At 66.1% G+C, this 15,665-nt stretch carries 16 protein-coding genes; 15 read left to right on the top strand and 1 reads right to left on the bottom strand.

The genetic code is table 11. From position 1 onward, the window contains the following. Position 1 precedes the first annotated feature (1 nt). The 5 genes from ACYQ1H_RS03985 to proB all read left to right on the top strand — a co-directional run bounded on the left by ACYQ1H_RS03985 (position 2) and on the right by proB (position 3,410). On the top strand, positions 2–466 hold the full coding sequence (locus tag ACYQ1H_RS03985; RefSeq protein ID WP_460026770.1) for a hypothetical protein: 465 nt from the start codon (positions 2–4) through the stop codon (positions 464–466). Positions 467–595: 129 nt separating this feature from the next. After that, the gene (gene rplU / locus ACYQ1H_RS03980) at positions 596–907 is read left to right on the top strand and encodes a 50S ribosomal protein L21 (RefSeq protein ID WP_460026769.1); all 312 of its coding nucleotides are present in this window, start codon (positions 596–598) and stop codon (positions 905–907) included. Positions 908–925: 18 nt separating this feature from the next. Beyond that, a complete protein-coding gene (rpmA, locus tag ACYQ1H_RS03975) occupies positions 926–1,186 on the top strand; it encodes a 50S ribosomal protein L27 (protein ID WP_460026768.1) in 261 nt (86 codons plus the stop codon). A gap of 81 nt (positions 1,187–1,267) precedes the next feature. Continuing rightward, on the top strand, positions 1,268–2,302 hold the full coding sequence (gene cgtA, locus ACYQ1H_RS03970) for an Obg family GTPase CgtA (protein WP_460026767.1): 1,035 nt from the start codon (positions 1,268–1,270) through the stop codon (positions 2,300–2,302). Next, positions 2,286–3,410, top strand: coding sequence for a glutamate 5-kinase (proB, locus tag ACYQ1H_RS03965; RefSeq protein WP_460026766.1), 1,125 nt, complete (start codon positions 2,286–2,288; stop codon positions 3,408–3,410). The genes cgtA and proB overlap by 17 nt, the downstream gene beginning before the upstream one ends. Before the next feature lie 47 nt (positions 3,411–3,457). On the opposite strand, the gene rpsT is transcribed toward proB, so the two are convergent. Then, positions 3,458–3,736 carry a 30S ribosomal protein S20 gene (gene rpsT, locus ACYQ1H_RS03960; protein ID WP_460026765.1) on the bottom strand — a complete coding sequence of 93 codons (279 nt, stop codon included), beginning with the start codon at positions 3,734–3,736 and terminating at the stop codon, positions 3,458–3,460. Between the two features lie 496 nt (positions 3,737–4,232). Here rpsT and ACYQ1H_RS03955 point away from each other — a divergent pair, with 496 nt between their 5' ends. From ACYQ1H_RS03955 to ACYQ1H_RS03910, 10 genes are all read left to right on the top strand, one after another. Further along, entirely contained in the window at positions 4,233–5,519 is a 1,287-nt protein-coding gene (locus tag ACYQ1H_RS03955; protein ID WP_460026764.1) for a L,D-transpeptidase family protein, read from the top strand. 78 nt (positions 5,520–5,597) lie between these two features. Next, positions 5,598–7,199, top strand: coding sequence for a murein biosynthesis integral membrane protein MurJ (gene murJ / locus ACYQ1H_RS03950; RefSeq protein WP_460026825.1), 1,602 nt, complete (start codon positions 5,598–5,600; stop codon positions 7,197–7,199). Next, on the top strand, positions 7,196–8,149 hold the full coding sequence (gene ribF, locus ACYQ1H_RS03945) for a bifunctional riboflavin kinase/FAD synthetase (RefSeq protein WP_460026763.1): 954 nt from the start codon (positions 7,196–7,198) through the stop codon (positions 8,147–8,149). Before murJ ends, ribF begins: the two co-directional genes overlap by 4 nt. Further along, a complete protein-coding gene (ileS, locus tag ACYQ1H_RS03940; protein WP_460026762.1) occupies positions 8,146–10,959 on the top strand; it encodes an isoleucine--tRNA ligase in 2,814 nt (937 codons plus the stop codon). The genes ribF and ileS overlap by 4 nt, the downstream gene beginning before the upstream one ends. Before the next feature lie 5 nt (positions 10,960–10,964). After that, complete coding sequence (gene lspA, locus ACYQ1H_RS03935; RefSeq protein WP_460026761.1) at positions 10,965–11,438, top strand: signal peptidase II; 474 nt, start codon at positions 10,965–10,967, stop codon at positions 11,436–11,438. Between the two features lie 25 nt (positions 11,439–11,463). After that, complete coding sequence (gene ampD / locus ACYQ1H_RS03930) at positions 11,464–12,006, top strand: 1,6-anhydro-N-acetylmuramyl-L-alanine amidase AmpD (RefSeq protein WP_460026760.1); 543 nt, start codon at positions 11,464–11,466, stop codon at positions 12,004–12,006. 216 nt (positions 12,007–12,222) lie between these two features. Next, the gene (locus ACYQ1H_RS03925; RefSeq protein WP_460026759.1) at positions 12,223–12,924 is read left to right on the top strand and encodes a carbonic anhydrase; all 702 of its coding nucleotides are present in this window, start codon (positions 12,223–12,225) and stop codon (positions 12,922–12,924) included. Positions 12,925–13,035: 111 nt separating this feature from the next. After that, entirely contained in the window at positions 13,036–13,362 is a 327-nt protein-coding gene (locus tag ACYQ1H_RS03920) for an STAS domain-containing protein (protein ID WP_460026758.1), read from the top strand. Between the two features lies 1 nt (position 13,363). Continuing rightward, positions 13,364–14,680 (top strand): urea ABC transporter substrate-binding protein, encoded by a 1,317-nt coding sequence (locus ACYQ1H_RS03915; protein WP_460026757.1) that lies wholly within the window; start codon positions 13,364–13,366, stop codon positions 14,678–14,680. After that, on the top strand, positions 14,677–15,665 hold a 989-nt coding region (locus ACYQ1H_RS03910; protein ID WP_460026756.1), incomplete at its 3' end, for a cache domain-containing protein. The genes ACYQ1H_RS03915 and ACYQ1H_RS03910, both read left to right, overlap by 4 nt.

Below are 15,665 nucleotides of genomic sequence, written 5' to 3'. Positions count from 1 at the left end.
CATGACGACCCATCCGATGCTCGAACTCTGCCGGAACCGGCTGGATGCGACGCTGATCCAGACCCTGGATATCGAGGCGCCCGACTTCCGCGAGCGACTCCAGCAGGCGGCCAAGGAGCTGCCGGACGAACTGGCCCGGCCCCTGCGGGAGATTGCCACCGCTCACGAGGCGCTGCTGGCGGCAGACAACCCGGACAGCGAGGCCATGGCCGGTTTCTGCTTTGCCTGCGGCATCCTGCACGAGCAGCTGCGCGCGCATGCGCAGGCCCGGCTGGAAGTGGAAAACACGATCATGGGTCCCGCCAGCGTCAGCCCCTCGGCACTGCAACCCGGACAGTCCGACGTGCTGTCGCGCTTCATCGAAACCCGCGACCGCCTGTTCCGCAAGACGGCGGACTGGACGCTGAAATTCCTGCTGATCGGCCTGGCGCTGCTGGCGTTGGGACTCGTCATCGGCGTGATCTAGCCGCCACCCAAGATACGCCGGGGACCGGTCGAATGGCGGTTGCCCGGCACTATTCGGTTGACGATCGCCGAAACATCAGGATAAGATTCTTGGTTTACTGAATTTCTCTCCACTGGAGACGCTCAAATCATGTACGCGGTAATTCAAACGGGTGGCAAACAGTACCGGGTCAAGCCTGGCGAACTGCTCAAGGTAGAAACGCTGGTCGCCGAGGCTGGCCAGGAAATCCACTTCGACAAGGTGCTGATGGTCCAGACCGATGGCGGCATCAAGGTCGGCAAGCCCTATGTCGAGGGCGGCAAGGTCACCGCCACCGTTACCGCGCATGGGCGACACCCCAAGATCAAGATCCTGAAGTTCCGTCGCCGCAAGCACCACATGAAGCAAGCCGGTCACCGGCAGAACTTCACCGAAGTCAAGATCACCGGCATTTCGGCCTAATTTTCGAGAGACAGCAAGATGGCTCACAAGAAAGCAGGCGGCAGCTCACGCAACGGCCGCGATTCCAATGCCCAGCGACTGGGCGTCAAGCGCTTCGGCGGCCAGCTGGTTTCCGCTGGCAGCATCATCGTCCGCCAGCGCGGCACCCAGTTCCACCCGGGTGAAAACGTCGGCGTCGGCAAGGATTACACCCTCTTCGCACTGACCGACGGCCGGGTAAGCTTCAAGATCAAGGGCCCCCAGGGCAGAAGGTACGTCAGCATCGTCCAGGCGAGCTAGGCGCGAGAGCCAAGGCACCCGCACCCTCCCTCGAACCAGGAAAAGCCCCGTCCGATACGGGGCTTTTTTGTCAGGACTCCGATGAAATTTGTCGATGAGGCGGACATCCGCGTCGAGGCCGGTGACGGCGGCAATGGCTGCGTCGGCTTTCGGCGGGAAAAATACATCCCCTTCGGTGGCCCCGATGGTGGCGATGGTGGCGATGGTGGCAGCGTCTATCTGGTGGCGTCGGCCAACCTGAACACGCTGGTCGATTTCCGCTACCACGCGGTCTACCGGGCCGAACGCGGCCAGAACGGCTCGGGCGGCAACTGCACCGGCCGCGCCGGACAGGACTGCATCGTGCACGTGCCGACCGGCACCCAGGTCACGGATGCCGAAACCGGCGAGAAGCTGGGCGATCTGACCGTCGAGGGACAAACGTTGCGGGTCGCCCGCGGTGGCTGGCACGGCCTCGGCAATACGCGCTTCAAGAGCAGCACCAACCGCGCACCCCGGCAGGCCACGCCGGGCAAGCCGGGCGAGAGGCGGCTGCTGCACCTGGAATTGAAGGTGATCGCCGATGTCGGCCTGCTGGGGCTGCCGAATGCCGGCAAGTCCAGCCTGATCCGGGCCGTTTCCGCCGCGCGCCCCAAGGTCGCGGACTATCCCTTCACTACCCTGCATCCCAATCTGGGTGTCGTCCGCGTCGACGACCAGCGCAGCTTCGTGATGGCCGACATCCCGGGACTCATCGAGGGTGCCGCCGAAGGCGCCGGGCTCGGCATCCAGTTTCTCAAGCACCTGTCACGGACCAGCCTGCTGCTGCACGTGGTCGACGTCGTTCCCTACCCGGGCGAGGACGATCCGGTCGTCTCCGCCCAGAAGGTAATGGCCGAGCTCCGCAAGCGCGGCGAGGGACTGGCCGAGAAACCCCGCTGGCTGGCGCTCAACAAGATCGACTGCCTGCCGCCCGACGAAGTCGAGTCCCGTTGCCGCCATATCGTGGAGGCACTGGACTGGAAGGGGCCGAGCTTCAATATCTCGGCCCTAGACGGCAGCGGCTTGCGCGACCTGACTTTCAGCATCATGGATTTTCTGGAGCAGCAGCGGACGAACGATGCAGAAACGGAGTGACTTTCCCAAGGCCGGACGGGTAATCGTCAAGATCGGCAGCGCCCTCCTGACCGGCGGCGGGCGCGGGCTGGACGTCGAACGGATCACCGGCTGGGTCGAGCAGATCGCCAGCCTCCGGCAACGTGCCATCGAGGTCGTGCTGGTATCCTCGGGCTCGGTGGCGGAAGGCATGCGCCGCCTGGGCTGGTCATGCCGGCCGCACGCCCTGCACGAGCTCCAGGCTGCCGCCTCCGTCGGCCAGATGGGCCTGGTGCGCACCTATGAAACACTCTTCGAGCAGCACGGCATCAAGACAGCCCAGATCCTGCTCACCCATGATGACCTGTCCGACCGGCAGCGCTACCTGAACGCGCGCAGCACCTTGCTGACCCTGCTGTCACTGGGCGTCGTGCCGATCATCAACGAAAACGACACGGTCGCCACGGAGGAAATCCGCTTCGGCGACAACGACACTCTCGGCGCCCTGGTGGCCAACCTGCTCAACGCCGAACTGTTGCTGATCCTAACCGATCAGCAGGGCCTCTACGAACGCGACCCCGGCCTGGACCCCCAGGCACAGCTGGTCCGGGAGGCCAGCATCGACGACCCGCGACTGAGCGCCATGGTCGGCGAGAGCCGCAGCGGGCTGGGTCGGGGCGGCATGGTGACCAAGCTCAGGGCGGCCCGGCTCGCCTCGCGCTCCGGGACGGCAACCGTGATCGCCGCCGGCCGCGAAAACCATGCGATCACGCGCGTCTGCGCCGGCGAGGATCTGGGTACCTTCCTGATCCCTGGCCTGTCCCCGCTGCTGGCACGGAAACGCTGGCTGGCGGGGCAACTGAAGCCCAAGGGGCGGCTGACCGTTGACGATGGTGCGGCGCGCGTACTGAGGGAATCCGGCCGCAGCCTGCTGCCCGTAGGCACCATCGGCGTCTCCGGCGATTTCGAGCGTGGCGATCTGGTCGCCTGCATTGATCCGTCCGGCCGGGAAATCGCCCGCGGACTGGTCAATTATGGATCAGAGGAGTGCCTGAAGCTGGTGAGACAACCCAGCCAGAATATCGAGACCTTGCTGGGCTACGTCGACGAGCCCGAGCTGATTCACCGCGACAACCTGGTGCTGGTCTGACGAGCCGCGCGCGGCCGGCCGGACAGCACCAGTCGGATTCACATCGCTCAGGCGGCCGCCTTGAGTGCCAGCGCCTTGACGCGGGCATTCAGGCGGCTCTTGCTGCGCGCCGCCTTGTTCTTGTGGATGAGCCCCTTGTTGACCGAAGAGTCGATGATGGGCACCGCCGCGCGGAAGGCAGCCTGCGCTTCTTCCAGATTGCCGGCTTCGACAGCCAGGATAACCTTCTTGATGAAGGTGCGGAGGCGGCTGCGCAGGGCAGCGTTGTGGGCGCGATGCTTTTCGGACTGGATGGCGCGTTTTTTTGCGGAAGCGATGTTAGCCAAGGTTAGGACCTCTCAAAGCCTGTGACGGAAAAATCTAACCGCTTATTTTCTTCCCAATGTATCCCAGCGTCAACCTGCTCGACGTGCCATATCGCCGAGCCGCAGCCGAGCCGCAGCCGGGCCCACCGGCGGGGCGCTCCCCGTGCGGAACTGCCGATACGCCAGGAACGCCTGTTTCAGGTAATATCCGGACGGCACCGTCGGCGCCGGTCCGGTCTCGAAAACTCGAAAATAAACATGGATCGATCGCCGATCCGGACAGGTTCAGCCAGAACCCGCCGCCAACCCACGAGAGCGAAAGCCTCCTGCTTGGTCATCCATCGAGGTGAATTCAGTGAACGAAAACACCCCTGCCCTCGGGGCAGACGTCGGAACGCCCACGAATCCACCTCCGCCGACAAAATCCAGGGTCAGCCGCTGGATTGCGGGCGGACTTCTGTCCCTTCTGGCTGCTGCCTTCTTCGTGGGCCGGCAGATTCTGCCATTCGGCATCGAGATGCCCGGATACACGGAAGGACCCGGCAACCAGTCGGTCGACCCGCGCGCAGCGGTCTGGATCGATGGCATCGGCCTCGGCACGAAGCTGGCCAGGGCAGAGCTGCGCGACGCCGACGGCAGGGTTCTGGCCAGCATCGAGCAGCAGGCCAGCTTCCAGCCGGACATCCGGCTGGAATTCGGCAAGCGCTACACCCTGTCGGCCAGCGCCGAGCGTCTTTGGCTGGGCCAGCAACAGAGTCGGGACGTCAGCTTCACGACCGTGGCGATGCCGGTCGTCGAATCCCCCCTGCGCCAAGATCTGGGGGCGGACGGCACGGTACGGCTGGAATTCTCCGATGCCGTCGGCCAGCTGCAACTCGCCGGCGATCTGGCGCTGGACGTCAAGCCCGATGCGCAACGCCGGGCCTTCATCCTGGCGAGCAAACCCGGGCAGTTCCTGCAAGGCCAGACCTACACGGTGGAGGTGAACTGGGAAACCCGCACCGGGGTTCCGCTGCCGCCGTTCAAGCTGGAAGTCAGCACGGCGCCGCCCCTGGGCGTCTCGGTGGCAAGCGCCGGCATGCGCAATCTCGGGCTTGCCATGCCCGTGCAGATCGATTTCAGCGAGCCCCTGCTGGCGCGGGATGCGGTAACGCAGCATATCCAGGTCAGCACCGAGGACGGGCAACCGATTCCAGGCAAGTGGCTATGGTACGGCAAGCAGCGGGTGCAGTTCCGCCCGCAGCCGCTGTGGCCGGCTGAATCCACCATTCATGTCAGCATCGATCCGACCGGCATGCGGAGCCTGCGCGGCGGCTTCCTGCCACATCCTGTCGAGGCGCGTTTCAGCACGGGGCCCGACAAGCGCATCGAGGTCTACCTCGACAAGCAGCGGGTTAACGTGATCGAGAACGGCACGGTCATCAAGACCATGAAAGCCAGCACCGGCAAGTCCAAGACGCCGACCGTGACCGGCTCCTTCTACATTTATGCCAGATTCCCGACCAAGACCATGAAATCGACCGGCAAGAAACCCGGCGACCCCGGCTATTACGAGGTCAAGGACGTCCCCTACGCCCAATATTTCTACGAGGGCTATGCCTTCCATGGCGCCTTCTGGCACAACAGCTTCGGACAGCCCGCAAGCCATGGCTGCGTGAACCTGGCAACCCGCCGCAACAATCGCCGCACGGGCGTGAACGAGGATGCCGGCTGGCTTTACCAATGGGCCTCGCTAGGGGTACCGGTCACCGTCTACAAGACCTCGCCCCAGAGCCACCAGCTCGTGACCGCCAACGAGCCCTGAAGCCGGCTCATCGCCGGGGGATCGGCTGAGGCCGGAGCGCCCCACCGCCTCCCGGCGAATCGCCATGCCCCCCGGGACATCCATCCATCCGCACACCACCAACCCCGCGGGAACACCACCCTGAGCAAACAGCTTCTCAAGTCGTCCGGCGTGGTCGGCGGGCTCACCCTGGTGTCGCGCATCCTGGGCTTCGCCCGCGACCTGGTCATCGCCTCGCTCTTTGGCGCCACTGCCGCGACCGATGCCTTCTTCGTCGCCTTCAAGATTCCCAACTTCCTGCGCCGCCTGTTCGCGGAGGGAGCCTTCGCCCAGGCCTTCGTTCCGGTGCTGTCCGGCTATCGGGAAAGCGGCGACAGCACGGCAACGCAGCGGTTCCTGGCCCGTATCTGGGGCAGCTTCGCCCTGCTGCTGATGCTCCTGAGCGTGCTCGGGGTCGTCGCCGCGCCCGGCCTGATCTGGCTTTTCGCGCCCGGTTTCCATGACCAGCCGGCACAGGCGGCACTGAGCGCCGAATTGCTGCGGATCACCTTCCCCTACCTGCTGTTCATCTGCCTGACAGCCCTGGCCTCGGCCATCCTGAATACCTGGCACCGTTTCGCGGCTCCGGCCTTCACGCCGGTCCTGCTGAATCTTTGCATGATCGGTGCGGCCGTGGGACTGGCACCACGGTTTGCCGAGCCGATCACGGCCCTGGCCTGGGGCGTTTTCCTCGGCGGCGCACTGCAGCTGGCCTTCCAGCTACCCCCGCTGCTGCGACTGGGTCTGCTGCCGCTGCCCCGGATCGCGGTCGGCGATGCTGGCGTCCGGCGCGTGCTGACGCTCATGGCGCCCGCCCTCTTCGGCGCCTCGATCAGCCAGCTGAACCTGCTCCTCAACACCCTGATCGCCTCCCTGCTGGAGACCGGCAGCCTTTCCTGGCTGTACTACTCGGACCGTTTGGTAGAATTCCCGCTCGGCATTCTCGGGGCAGGCATGAGCACCGTGATATTGCCGCACCTGTCCCGCAGCCAGGCCCGGCAGGATACGGACGGTTTTTCCCACTCGCTGGACTGGGCGTTGCGCTGCCTGTTGCTGGTCGGCCTTCCTGCGGCCCTGGGCCTGATGCTCCTCGCCGAACCCCTGATGGTCACCCTGTTTCAGCATGATCGCTTCACCGCACTGGATGCCCGCATGGCGTCCCGCAGCCTGATGGCCTATGCCGTGGGCCTGATGGGTTTTCTCGGCGTCAAGATTCTGGTGCCGGGCTTCAGCGCCCGCGAGGACCTGCTCACCCCGGCCCGCTTCGGGGTCTTCGCCGTGGCCGTCAACCTGGCCCTGAGCGTCGCCCTGTCGCTGGTACTGGCCCCGCCCGGCTGGGCGCATGCGGCGCTGGCGCTGGCCGCCTCGCTGGCCGCGATGTTCCAGACTGCGCTGCTGTATCTCAGGCTGGTCCGGGACAATAGCTATCGGCCGGACGCAGGCTGGCGGATGTTCCTGTTGCGGCTGCTGCTGGCCAATCTCCTGCTCGCCGGCATCCTGCCCATCGCCGCTGGCGCCATCGACTGGCAGGGCGCCTCCACGATCGGCCGGGTTCTGTGGCTGGGCGGCTGCGTACTGGCAGGCATGGCGGTCTACGCCGGAGCGCTCTGGCTGGCCGGCATGCGGCCGCAGCACCTACTGATGAAAGGCTCGCCGGCATGAAACTGGCGCTGGGGCTGAACTCACGCAACCTTCCGCCCGCCGGCTGTGTCGCCACGATCGGCAACTTCGACGGCGTGCACCTGGGCCATCGCGCGGTCATCGAGCGGCTGGCGATGGCAGGCCGACGGCTGGGCCTGCCGGTCTGCGCGGTGCTGTTCGAGCCGCAGCCGCGCGAATACTTCGACCCGGCCAACGCGCCGCCACGGCTCATGCGCCTGCGGGAAAAGATCGACCGCCTGTCCGAACTGCCGGTCGACTACGCCCTGATCCTCCGCTTCAACCAGGCGCTGGCGACCCAAGCGCCGCGCGCCTTCATCGACCGCATCCTGCTCCAGGCGCTGGGGATTCGCTATCTGGTGGTCGGCGACGATTTCCGCTTCGGCCGCCGGCGCGAAGGCGACTTCGCGCTGCTGCAAGCAACCGGCGTCAGCGCCGGGTTCGAGGTTGCCGACACGCCGTCCGTGCTCGTCGACGGCGAGCGCGTCAGCAGCACCTTGATCCGCGCCTCCCTGCTGGCGGGCGATCTGGAGCGCGCTGCCCGGCTGCTCGGCAAGCCATACGAAGTCTGCGGGCGCGTCATCCACGGCCAGAAGCGCGGCCGCGCGCTGGGCTTCCCGACCGCCAACCTGCTGATGCAGCGCAAAAACACTCCGGTGCAGGGCGTGTTTGCCGTTACAATGCGCGGCCTGACCGAGGCGCCACTGCCTGGAGTGGCGAACGTGGGCAGCCGGCCCACGGTCAGCGGCGATGCGACCACCCTGCTGGAAACGCATCTCCTCGACTTCGACGGCGACCTGTACGGGCGGCGCGTCGAAGTCGAGTTCCATCACAAATTGCGCGACGAACGCCGTTTTCGCGGCCTGCCCGAGCTGCGGGCGCAGATCGAGCAGGATATTCTGGCTGCCCGCGCCTACTTCGCGCGACGCACGAACCCCGAGCCCCAACCATGACCGTCGACTACAAAGCCACGCTGAACCTCCCCGCCACCGATTTCCCCATGAAGGGCAACCTGCCGCAGCGGGAACCGGAACAGCTCGCACGCTGGCAGACGGCCGACATCTACCGCAAGCTGCGCGAACAGCACAAGGGTCGCCCGACGTTCGTGCTGCATGACGGCCCCCCCTATGCCAATGGCGAGATCCATATCGGCCATGCCGTCAACAAGGTGCTGAAGGACTTCATCGTCAAGAGCAAGGGGCTCTCCGGCTATGACGCCCCCTATGTGCCGGGCTGGGATTGCCATGGCCTGCCAATCGAGCTGATGGTCGAGAAGAAGGTCGGCAAGGCCGGCGTCAAGGTGGAACCGGACGAATTCCGCCGCGCCTGCCGCGAGTACGCCGGCCGGCAGGTCGAGGCGCAACGGCAGGACTTCATCCGGCTCGGCGTCTTCGGCGACTGGCAGGACCCCTACCTGACCATGGATTTCCGCTTCGAGGCGGATGTCGTCCGCGCGCTGGGCCGCATCCACGCCAACCAGCACCTGGTCAAGGGCGCCAAGCCGGTGCACTGGTGCACCGATTGCGGCTCGGCCCTGGCGGAAGCGGAAGTCGAATACGAGAACAAGACCTCCCCTGCCATCGATGTCCGTTTCCGGGTCGCCAGCGAGGAAACCCTTCTGGCCCGCTGCCACCGGGTGCCGGGTCATGCCGGCGCCGGCCCGATCTCCATCGTCATCTGGACCACGACGCCCTGGACGCTGCCGGCCAACCAGGCGGTGGCGCTTGGACCGGACGTGGAATACGCCCTGGTCGAATGCCCGGACGCGGGCGAACGGCTGCTGGTGGCCGAGGCCCTGATGAAGGATACCCTGGACCGCTGGGGCATCGGGCACTACCGGGTGGTGGCCTATGCCCGCGGCGCCGACCTCGAGGGGCTGGCCCTGCACCATCCCTTCTACGCCCGGGAGGTCCCCGTCATCCTCGGCGAGCACGTGACCCTGGACGCCGGCACCGGCGCCGTGCATACCGCGCCCGGTCACGGTCAGGAGGACTACGTGGCCGGCCTGCGCTACCACCTGCCGGTGGACAACCCGGTGGGCGACGACGGCCGTTTCCTGCCCGCTACCGAGCTGTTCGCCGGCCAGCACGTCTTCAGCGCCAACGACCGGGTCATCGACGTGCTCAAGCAGCATGGCGCCCTGGTGCAGGAAGCCCGCATCGAGCACAGCTATCCGCACTGCTGGCGCCACAAGACGCCGGTCATCTTCCGGGCCACGCCGCAGTGGTTCATCGCCATGGACAGGCATGAACTGCGGCAGCGGGCCCTGCAGGAAATCGGCCGGGTCCGCTGGATACCCGACTGGGGCCAGGCACGCATCGAGGGCATGGTCGGCAACCGGCCCGACTGGTGTGTCTCCCGCCAGCGCAACTGGGGCGTGCCGATCGCTCTGTTCGTTCACCGCGAAACCCACGAGCCGCACCCGGATACCGCCAACCTGATCGAGCAGGTCGCCCGGCGCATCGAGCAGCACGGCATCGATGCCTGGTTCGCGCTCGACCCGGCCGAGCTGCTGGGCGACGATGCCGCCGACTACAGGAAGCTGACCGATACCCTGGATGTCTGGTTCGACTCCGGCGTCACACACTACTGCGTACTCAACCGTCGCGAGGCGCTCGGCTATCCCGCCGACCTGTACCTGGAGGGTTCCGACCAGCATCGCGGCTGGTTCCAGTCATCCCTCCTGGCCGCCGTCGCCATCAACGGCAACGCCCCCTACCGGCAGGTCCTGACCCACGGCTTCACCGTCGACGCCAAGGGCGAGAAGATGTCGAAGTCCAAGGGCAATGTCGTCGCGCCGCAGAAGGTGATCCAGAATCTCGGCGCCGACGTGCTCAGGCTGTGGGTCGCGGCCACCGACTACCGCGGCGAAATGCGCGTATCCGACGAAATCCTCAAGCGCACCGCCGACGTCTACCGGCGGCTCCGCAACACCGCGCGCTACCTGCTGGCGAACCTGGCCGGCTTCGACCCGGCCCGCCATCTCGTCCCGGCCGACCGGATGCTGCCGCTGGACCGCTGGGCGGTCGACCGCGCCTGGCAGTTGCAGCAGGAGGTCATCGAGGCCTACGAGACCTACCAGTTCAACGTCGTCTACCAGCGCGTGCATCATTTCTGCTCGGTCGACCTGGGCAGCTTCTACCTGGACGTGCTCAAGGACCGGCAATACACCTGCCAGGAGGACAGCCCGGCGCGGCGCTCCGGCCAGACGGCCATGTACCATATCGCCGAGGCCCTGGTACGCTGGCTGGCGCCCATCCTCAGCTTCACCGCCGAGGAAATCTGGCGCCACCTGCCCGGCACACGCGGCGAGTCGGTCTTCCTGGCAACCTGGTACGAGGGGCTGTTCCCGCTCACCGAGCAAGACGCCTGCAACCACGAATTCTGGGAACTGATCCTGAACATCCGCGAAGCGGTCGGCAAGGAGCTGGAAATCCTGCGCGCGCGCGACGGGATCGGCTCCTCGCTGGACGCCGAGGTGGAGCTGCACTGCGCCGACGCGCTCTACCAGCGCCTGGCCCCGGTCGCCGGGGAACTGCGTTTCCTGCTCATCAACTCCGAGACCACCGTGCACCGTTCGGCGGCAGCGGCGCCAGACGACCTCGAAGGGCTGCGGATCGTCGTCAGGCCATCCACGGCGGCCAAGTGCGTGCGCTGCTGGCACCATCGCGCCGATGTCGGCAGCCATGCCGAACACCCGGAACTATGCGGGCGCTGCGTCGACAACGTCGCCGGCAGCGGCGAGACACGGCGGCTCGGATAATCCATATGCGCATCTGGCTCTGGCTTTCCGGTCTCGTCATCGTGATCGACCAGATCACGAAGCGCCTGGTCGACACGCGGATGCAGCTGAACGAATCGATCCCGCTGCTGCCCTCCTTCCAGCTGACCTACCTGCGCAACCAGGGCGCGGCCTTCAGCTTCCTGTCGGGCGCGGGCGGCTGGCAGCGCTGGTTCTTCATCGCCCTCGCCGTCATCGCCAGCGTCTTCATCTTCCTGTGGCTGGGCAAGCTGCGGCCAGGCCAGCGCCGCGAGGCGATCGCCTGGGCGCTGGTGCTCGGCGGAGCGCTCGGCAACCTGATCGACCGCATCCTCTACGGTTACGTTATCGACTTCCTGGACGTGTACCTCGGCCAATGGCACTGGCCGGCCTTCAACGTGGCCGATTCCGCCATCACCGTGGGCGTGGCCCTGCTGCTGCTGGAGTCATTCCGCCCCAACCCGGCGCGGCAGGACACCTGAGCCGCCGCATCGCCGGCTGCCCGCCGTGAAGATCGCCGACCATCGCCTGCTGGAGGCGCGCTTCATTCCTAGCCCGAATCACGACGCGCGCCGCCGGCCGGACGATCTCGGCCTGATCGTCATCCATTGCATCAGCCTGCCGCCCGGGCAATTCGGTACCGAAGGCATCACCCAGCTGTTCACCAACCGGCTCGACCCCGACGCCCACCCCTACTACGCCGGCATCGCCCAGCTGCGGGTTTCGGCCCATCTGCTGATCCGCCGCAGCGGCGAGATCATCCAGTATGTCCCCTTCGACCGCCGCGCCTGGCATGCCGGCGCCTCCTGCTACCGGGGCCGGGAAACCTGCAACGATTTCTCCATCGGCATCGAGCTGGAAGGGACCGACGACAGCCCCTACGAGGCGATCCAGTACCAGCACCTGAATGCCGTCATCGATGCCCTGCTGGCGGCCTATCCCACGCTTTCGCGCGCGCACATCACCGGCCACGAGCACATCGCGCCGGCGCGGAAGACCGATCCCGGGCCCCACTTCGACTGGTCCCGCTTGCGGCAAGCCGGCCGCTAGCCCCCGTCATCGCCCGCAACAACCGACCACCGCGCGGGCCATCGGTGCCATCAACCCGCCATGCGCCGCCGGCCGACAACAGGCAGCGAAAGGCCACCGGGCTGGTTTAGAATCGCGCCGGAAGCCACCCAGGATCACGCGGCGCCAGCAGGCAACCATGGGCACCCGCCACGATTCTTGCAACATCGACAGACCTCATCCAAACCGGTAACCCGCATGAATGCCCCGACCAACATCCTCGAACACCTTCTGGCCGGCATCAAGAAGTTCCAGGAACACTTCTACGAGCTCGAACCCGAGCACATGCGGGAGCTCACCGAACAGGGCCAGAAACCCAAGGTGCTGCTGATCGCCTGCAGCGACTCCCGCGTCGACCCGGCTGTCCTGACCGGCGCTGCCCCCGGAGAGCTGTTCGTGGTGCGCAACGTCGCCAATCTGGTGCCACCCTATCAGCTCGCGGGCCAGTACGACGGTGCCCGCGCCGCCATCGAGTATGCCGTCCGGGACCTGGGCGTCGAACACATCGTCGTGCTGGGCCACGCCCACTGCGGCGGCATCAACGCGCTGCTGCACAGCCTTTCCGGCAAACGGCTGGATCGCGACTTCATCGGTGGCTGGGTGTCGATGGCCCTGGACGCCTGCTTCAAGTACATCCTCAATCCAGCCGGCCAGAACCAGCCACCGTCCGACGACATGGAGGTCGCCGAGATCGACGTCGGCACCCTCTGCCAGCACCAGCATCTGGCCGAGCGGGCTGCCATCCGCGGCTCGCTGTCCAACCTCGGCACCTATCCCTGGATCCGGGAGCGCCTGGCCGCCGGCACGCTCAGCCTGCATGGCTGGTGGTTCGACCTGGAAACCGGCGATCTCTGGTGCACCAATGACGACAATACGGCCTTCCTGCCCCGGCTGGACTGAAATCCAGGCCCGAAATGAGGCCGATTTGCGCGACGGACTCGTTTAGAATGCCTGTCGTTTCCGGCCCCCGCGGGGCTGCCATCGTCAATCGTTCCCCTTGAGTGATTCATCATGCTTTCCATCTCGTCGACCCATCAGCAAGATTCCCTGGTCATCAACCTCGACGGGCGTATCGACGCCAACAGCGCCAAGGAGCTGGAACAGCAATGCTTCGGCTGGATCGATGCCGGGGAACGCAAGCTGGTGATGGACTTCAGCCAGGTCAACTTCATCAGCAGCGCCGGCCTGCGCGCCATCCTGCTGGTCGCCAAGAAGCTGGAGCAGGTCGACGGCAAGATCAAGCTCAGCGGCCTCAACGCGACACTCAAGGATGTCTTCGACATCAGCGGTTTCAGCCGTCTGTTCGTGATCGTGCCCAGCGTGGCCGAGGCCCTCTGACATGAGCCCGGAGGGCCAGCCCCAGGGCCAACGGCTCTCCCGCCGGTCGTTCCTCGCGCTGGCGTTCCTCGCGGCAACCCTGCTGCTCGCGGCCGGCATCGGGCTGTTCGAGCGCGAAACGCACCCGCATCCGGTGCGGCTGGGCATCCTGCACGCGCTTTCCGGCCCCATGGCCATCAGCGAGCGGCCCATGGTCGAGGCGGAACAGCTGGCCATCGAGGAGATCAACGCGGCCGGCGGGGTGCTGGGACGCCCCATCCAGGCCATCATCGCCGACACCGCCTCGGACCCCGCCAATACCGTCCGCCAGGTGGAAAAACTGCTGAGCGAGGACCACGTCGCCGCCATCATCGGCTGCTGGACATCCGCCTGCCGCAAAACCGTCAAGCCGATCATCGAGCGCCACGACTCCCTGCTCATCTACCCGATGGCATACGAGGGGCTGGAGGTCTCGCCCAACATCATCTACACCGGCGCGGCACCCAATCAGCAAGTGCTGCCTGCGGTCAACTGGAGCGTCGAGAACCTCGGCAAGCGCTTCTTCCTGGTCGGCTCCGACTACATCTGGCCGCACTCGGTCAACGCCATCATCAGCGACCAGCTCAAGGCACTGGGCGGCGAAGTGGTCGGCGAGGCCTACATCGGTTTCGGCAGCCTCGATCCCGCCGCGGCCATCCAGCAGATCCGCGAGACCCGGCCGGATGTCATCCTCAGCACCGTGGTCGGCGACTCGAATGCCCCGTTTTACCGGGCACTCAAGGCGGCGGGACTGACCGCCCAGGCATCACCGGTCATCTCCTTCTCGATCAGCGAAGCCGAGCTGCAAAGCCTGCCACTGGCCGACCTGGCGGGACACTATTCGGCCTGGCCCTACTTCCAGAGCATCGACCGGCCCGAAAACCGTGCCTTCATCCAGAAGTTCCGCGACCGCTACGGTAGCCAGCGGGTACTCAGCGACGTCATGGAAAGCGCCTACTTCAGCACCCAGCTCTGGTACCGCGCCGCCGAGCGTGCCAACAGCTTCGACGCCGAGGATGTCACCCAGGCACTGCTCGGCCTCAGCCACAACGCCCCGGAAGGCATCATCACCGTCGATCCCTCCACCCGCCATACCTGGCGCTCGTTCAACATCGGCCAGGTCCGCGAGGACGGCAACATCCAGATCGTCTGGTCCGCCGACTACCCGATCCGTCCGGTGCCCTACCCGCGCTCCCGCGCCATGCGCGACTGGGACGACTTCGTGCGGCAGCTGTTCCAGGAATGGGATGGCAATTGGGTCAATACCGCCACCGAGAAAGCGGTGCCGAGGCAACCATGACCTTCCCGGAAAGTCTGCGATGGCACAACACCAGCCTGGCCCGGCGGCTGAGCCTCTGGTTCATCCTGCTGGTCATGGTGCCGATGCTGGTCACGGCGATCCTGATCGACCGCAAGGCCAGCAACTCGCTGCGTGACAAGACCCTCCTGCAGCTGACCATGATCGCCAAGGACAAGGCCAGCTCGCTGGAAATCTATGCCTATGAGCGCGCCCGCGGCGCCGGGGTCCTGGGCCGCCTCAAGCGGCTGGCCGACGCCACCCGGGCACTCCAGGACCGTCAGAGCACCCGCGAGACGCTGGCGGAAGCCAGGAGCAGGGTGCGGGAGCTGGTCAATTACTTCGGCCCCAGCCTCGGGTTTTCCGAAGCGATCGTCGTCGACTCCCGGGGCGAGGTCATGTTCCAGACGCTGGCGCATCTCGAGCTCGGCGCCAACCTGCTGTCCGGCCCGCAACAGAGCACGCCGCTGGCCTCCCTCACCAGGCGCACCCTGACGCTGCTGGAGCCCGACATCTCCGACTTCGCCCTCTACCCCGGCAACGACATCCCCCTGGCCTTCGTCGCGGCACCGATCATCCAGGAAGATGGCCGCAAGACCGGACTGATCATCCTGCAGCTGAACACCGAGGAAATCTACGGCATCCTCAGCGACTATTCCGGCCTCGGGCGTACGGGCAACACCATTGTCGGCAGCCTGGTGCAAAACACCATCTGGGCGGCCGCGCCCATGCGCAAGCGCGACGAGGCGGCCTTCCAGCTGAGCGTGGACATGGGCGACGACCATGCCCAGGACTTGCAGAGCGCCGTCAAGGGCGACCAGGGCGCGGGCGAGGTGACCAATATCCTCCGGCAACGGGTCTACTCGTCCTGGGTCTACGTACCTTCTTTCCGCTGGGGCCTGACCGTCGAGCAGAGCGTCGACGAGGCCATGGCGCTGGTCGCGGAACAGCGCAAGACCCTGCTGGCGCTGCTGGCCGCCATCCTCAC

This window comes from Methyloparacoccus murrellii, from assembly GCF_054657115.1.
The sequence above is the reverse complement of the archived record's forward strand: the minus strand, read 5'-3'. Positions and strand labels throughout refer to the sequence as shown.

What these genes read in the sequence shown, in the direction of transcription:
- ACYQ1H_RS03985 (WP_460026770.1), top strand. Translation starts at nt 2, where the DNA reads ATGACGACCCATCCGATGCTCGAACTCTGCCGGAACCGGCTGGATGCG.
- rplU (WP_460026769.1), top strand. Translation starts at nt 596, where the DNA reads ATGTACGCGGTAATTCAAACGGGTGGCAAACAGTACCGGGTCAAGCCT.
- rpmA (WP_460026768.1), top strand. Translation starts at nt 926, where the DNA reads ATGGCTCACAAGAAAGCAGGCGGCAGCTCACGCAACGGCCGCGATTCC.
- cgtA (WP_460026767.1), top strand. Translation starts at nt 1,268, where the DNA reads ATGAAATTTGTCGATGAGGCGGACATCCGCGTCGAGGCCGGTGACGGC.
- proB (WP_460026766.1), top strand. Translation starts at nt 2,286, where the DNA reads ATGCAGAAACGGAGTGACTTTCCCAAGGCCGGACGGGTAATCGTCAAG.
- ACYQ1H_RS03955 (WP_460026764.1), top strand. Translation starts at nt 4,233, where the DNA reads ATGCCCGGATACACGGAAGGACCCGGCAACCAGTCGGTCGACCCGCGC.
- ribF (WP_460026763.1), top strand. Translation starts at nt 7,196, where the DNA reads ATGAAACTGGCGCTGGGGCTGAACTCACGCAACCTTCCGCCCGCCGGC.
- ileS (WP_460026762.1), top strand. Translation starts at nt 8,146, where the DNA reads ATGACCGTCGACTACAAAGCCACGCTGAACCTCCCCGCCACCGATTTC.
- lspA (WP_460026761.1), top strand. Translation starts at nt 10,965, where the DNA reads ATGCGCATCTGGCTCTGGCTTTCCGGTCTCGTCATCGTGATCGACCAG.
- ACYQ1H_RS03925 (WP_460026759.1), top strand. Translation starts at nt 12,223, where the DNA reads ATGAATGCCCCGACCAACATCCTCGAACACCTTCTGGCCGGCATCAAG.
- ACYQ1H_RS03920 (WP_460026758.1), top strand. Translation starts at nt 13,036, where the DNA reads ATGCTTTCCATCTCGTCGACCCATCAGCAAGATTCCCTGGTCATCAAC.
- ACYQ1H_RS03915 (WP_460026757.1), top strand. Translation starts at nt 13,364, where the DNA reads ATGAGCCCGGAGGGCCAGCCCCAGGGCCAACGGCTCTCCCGCCGGTCG.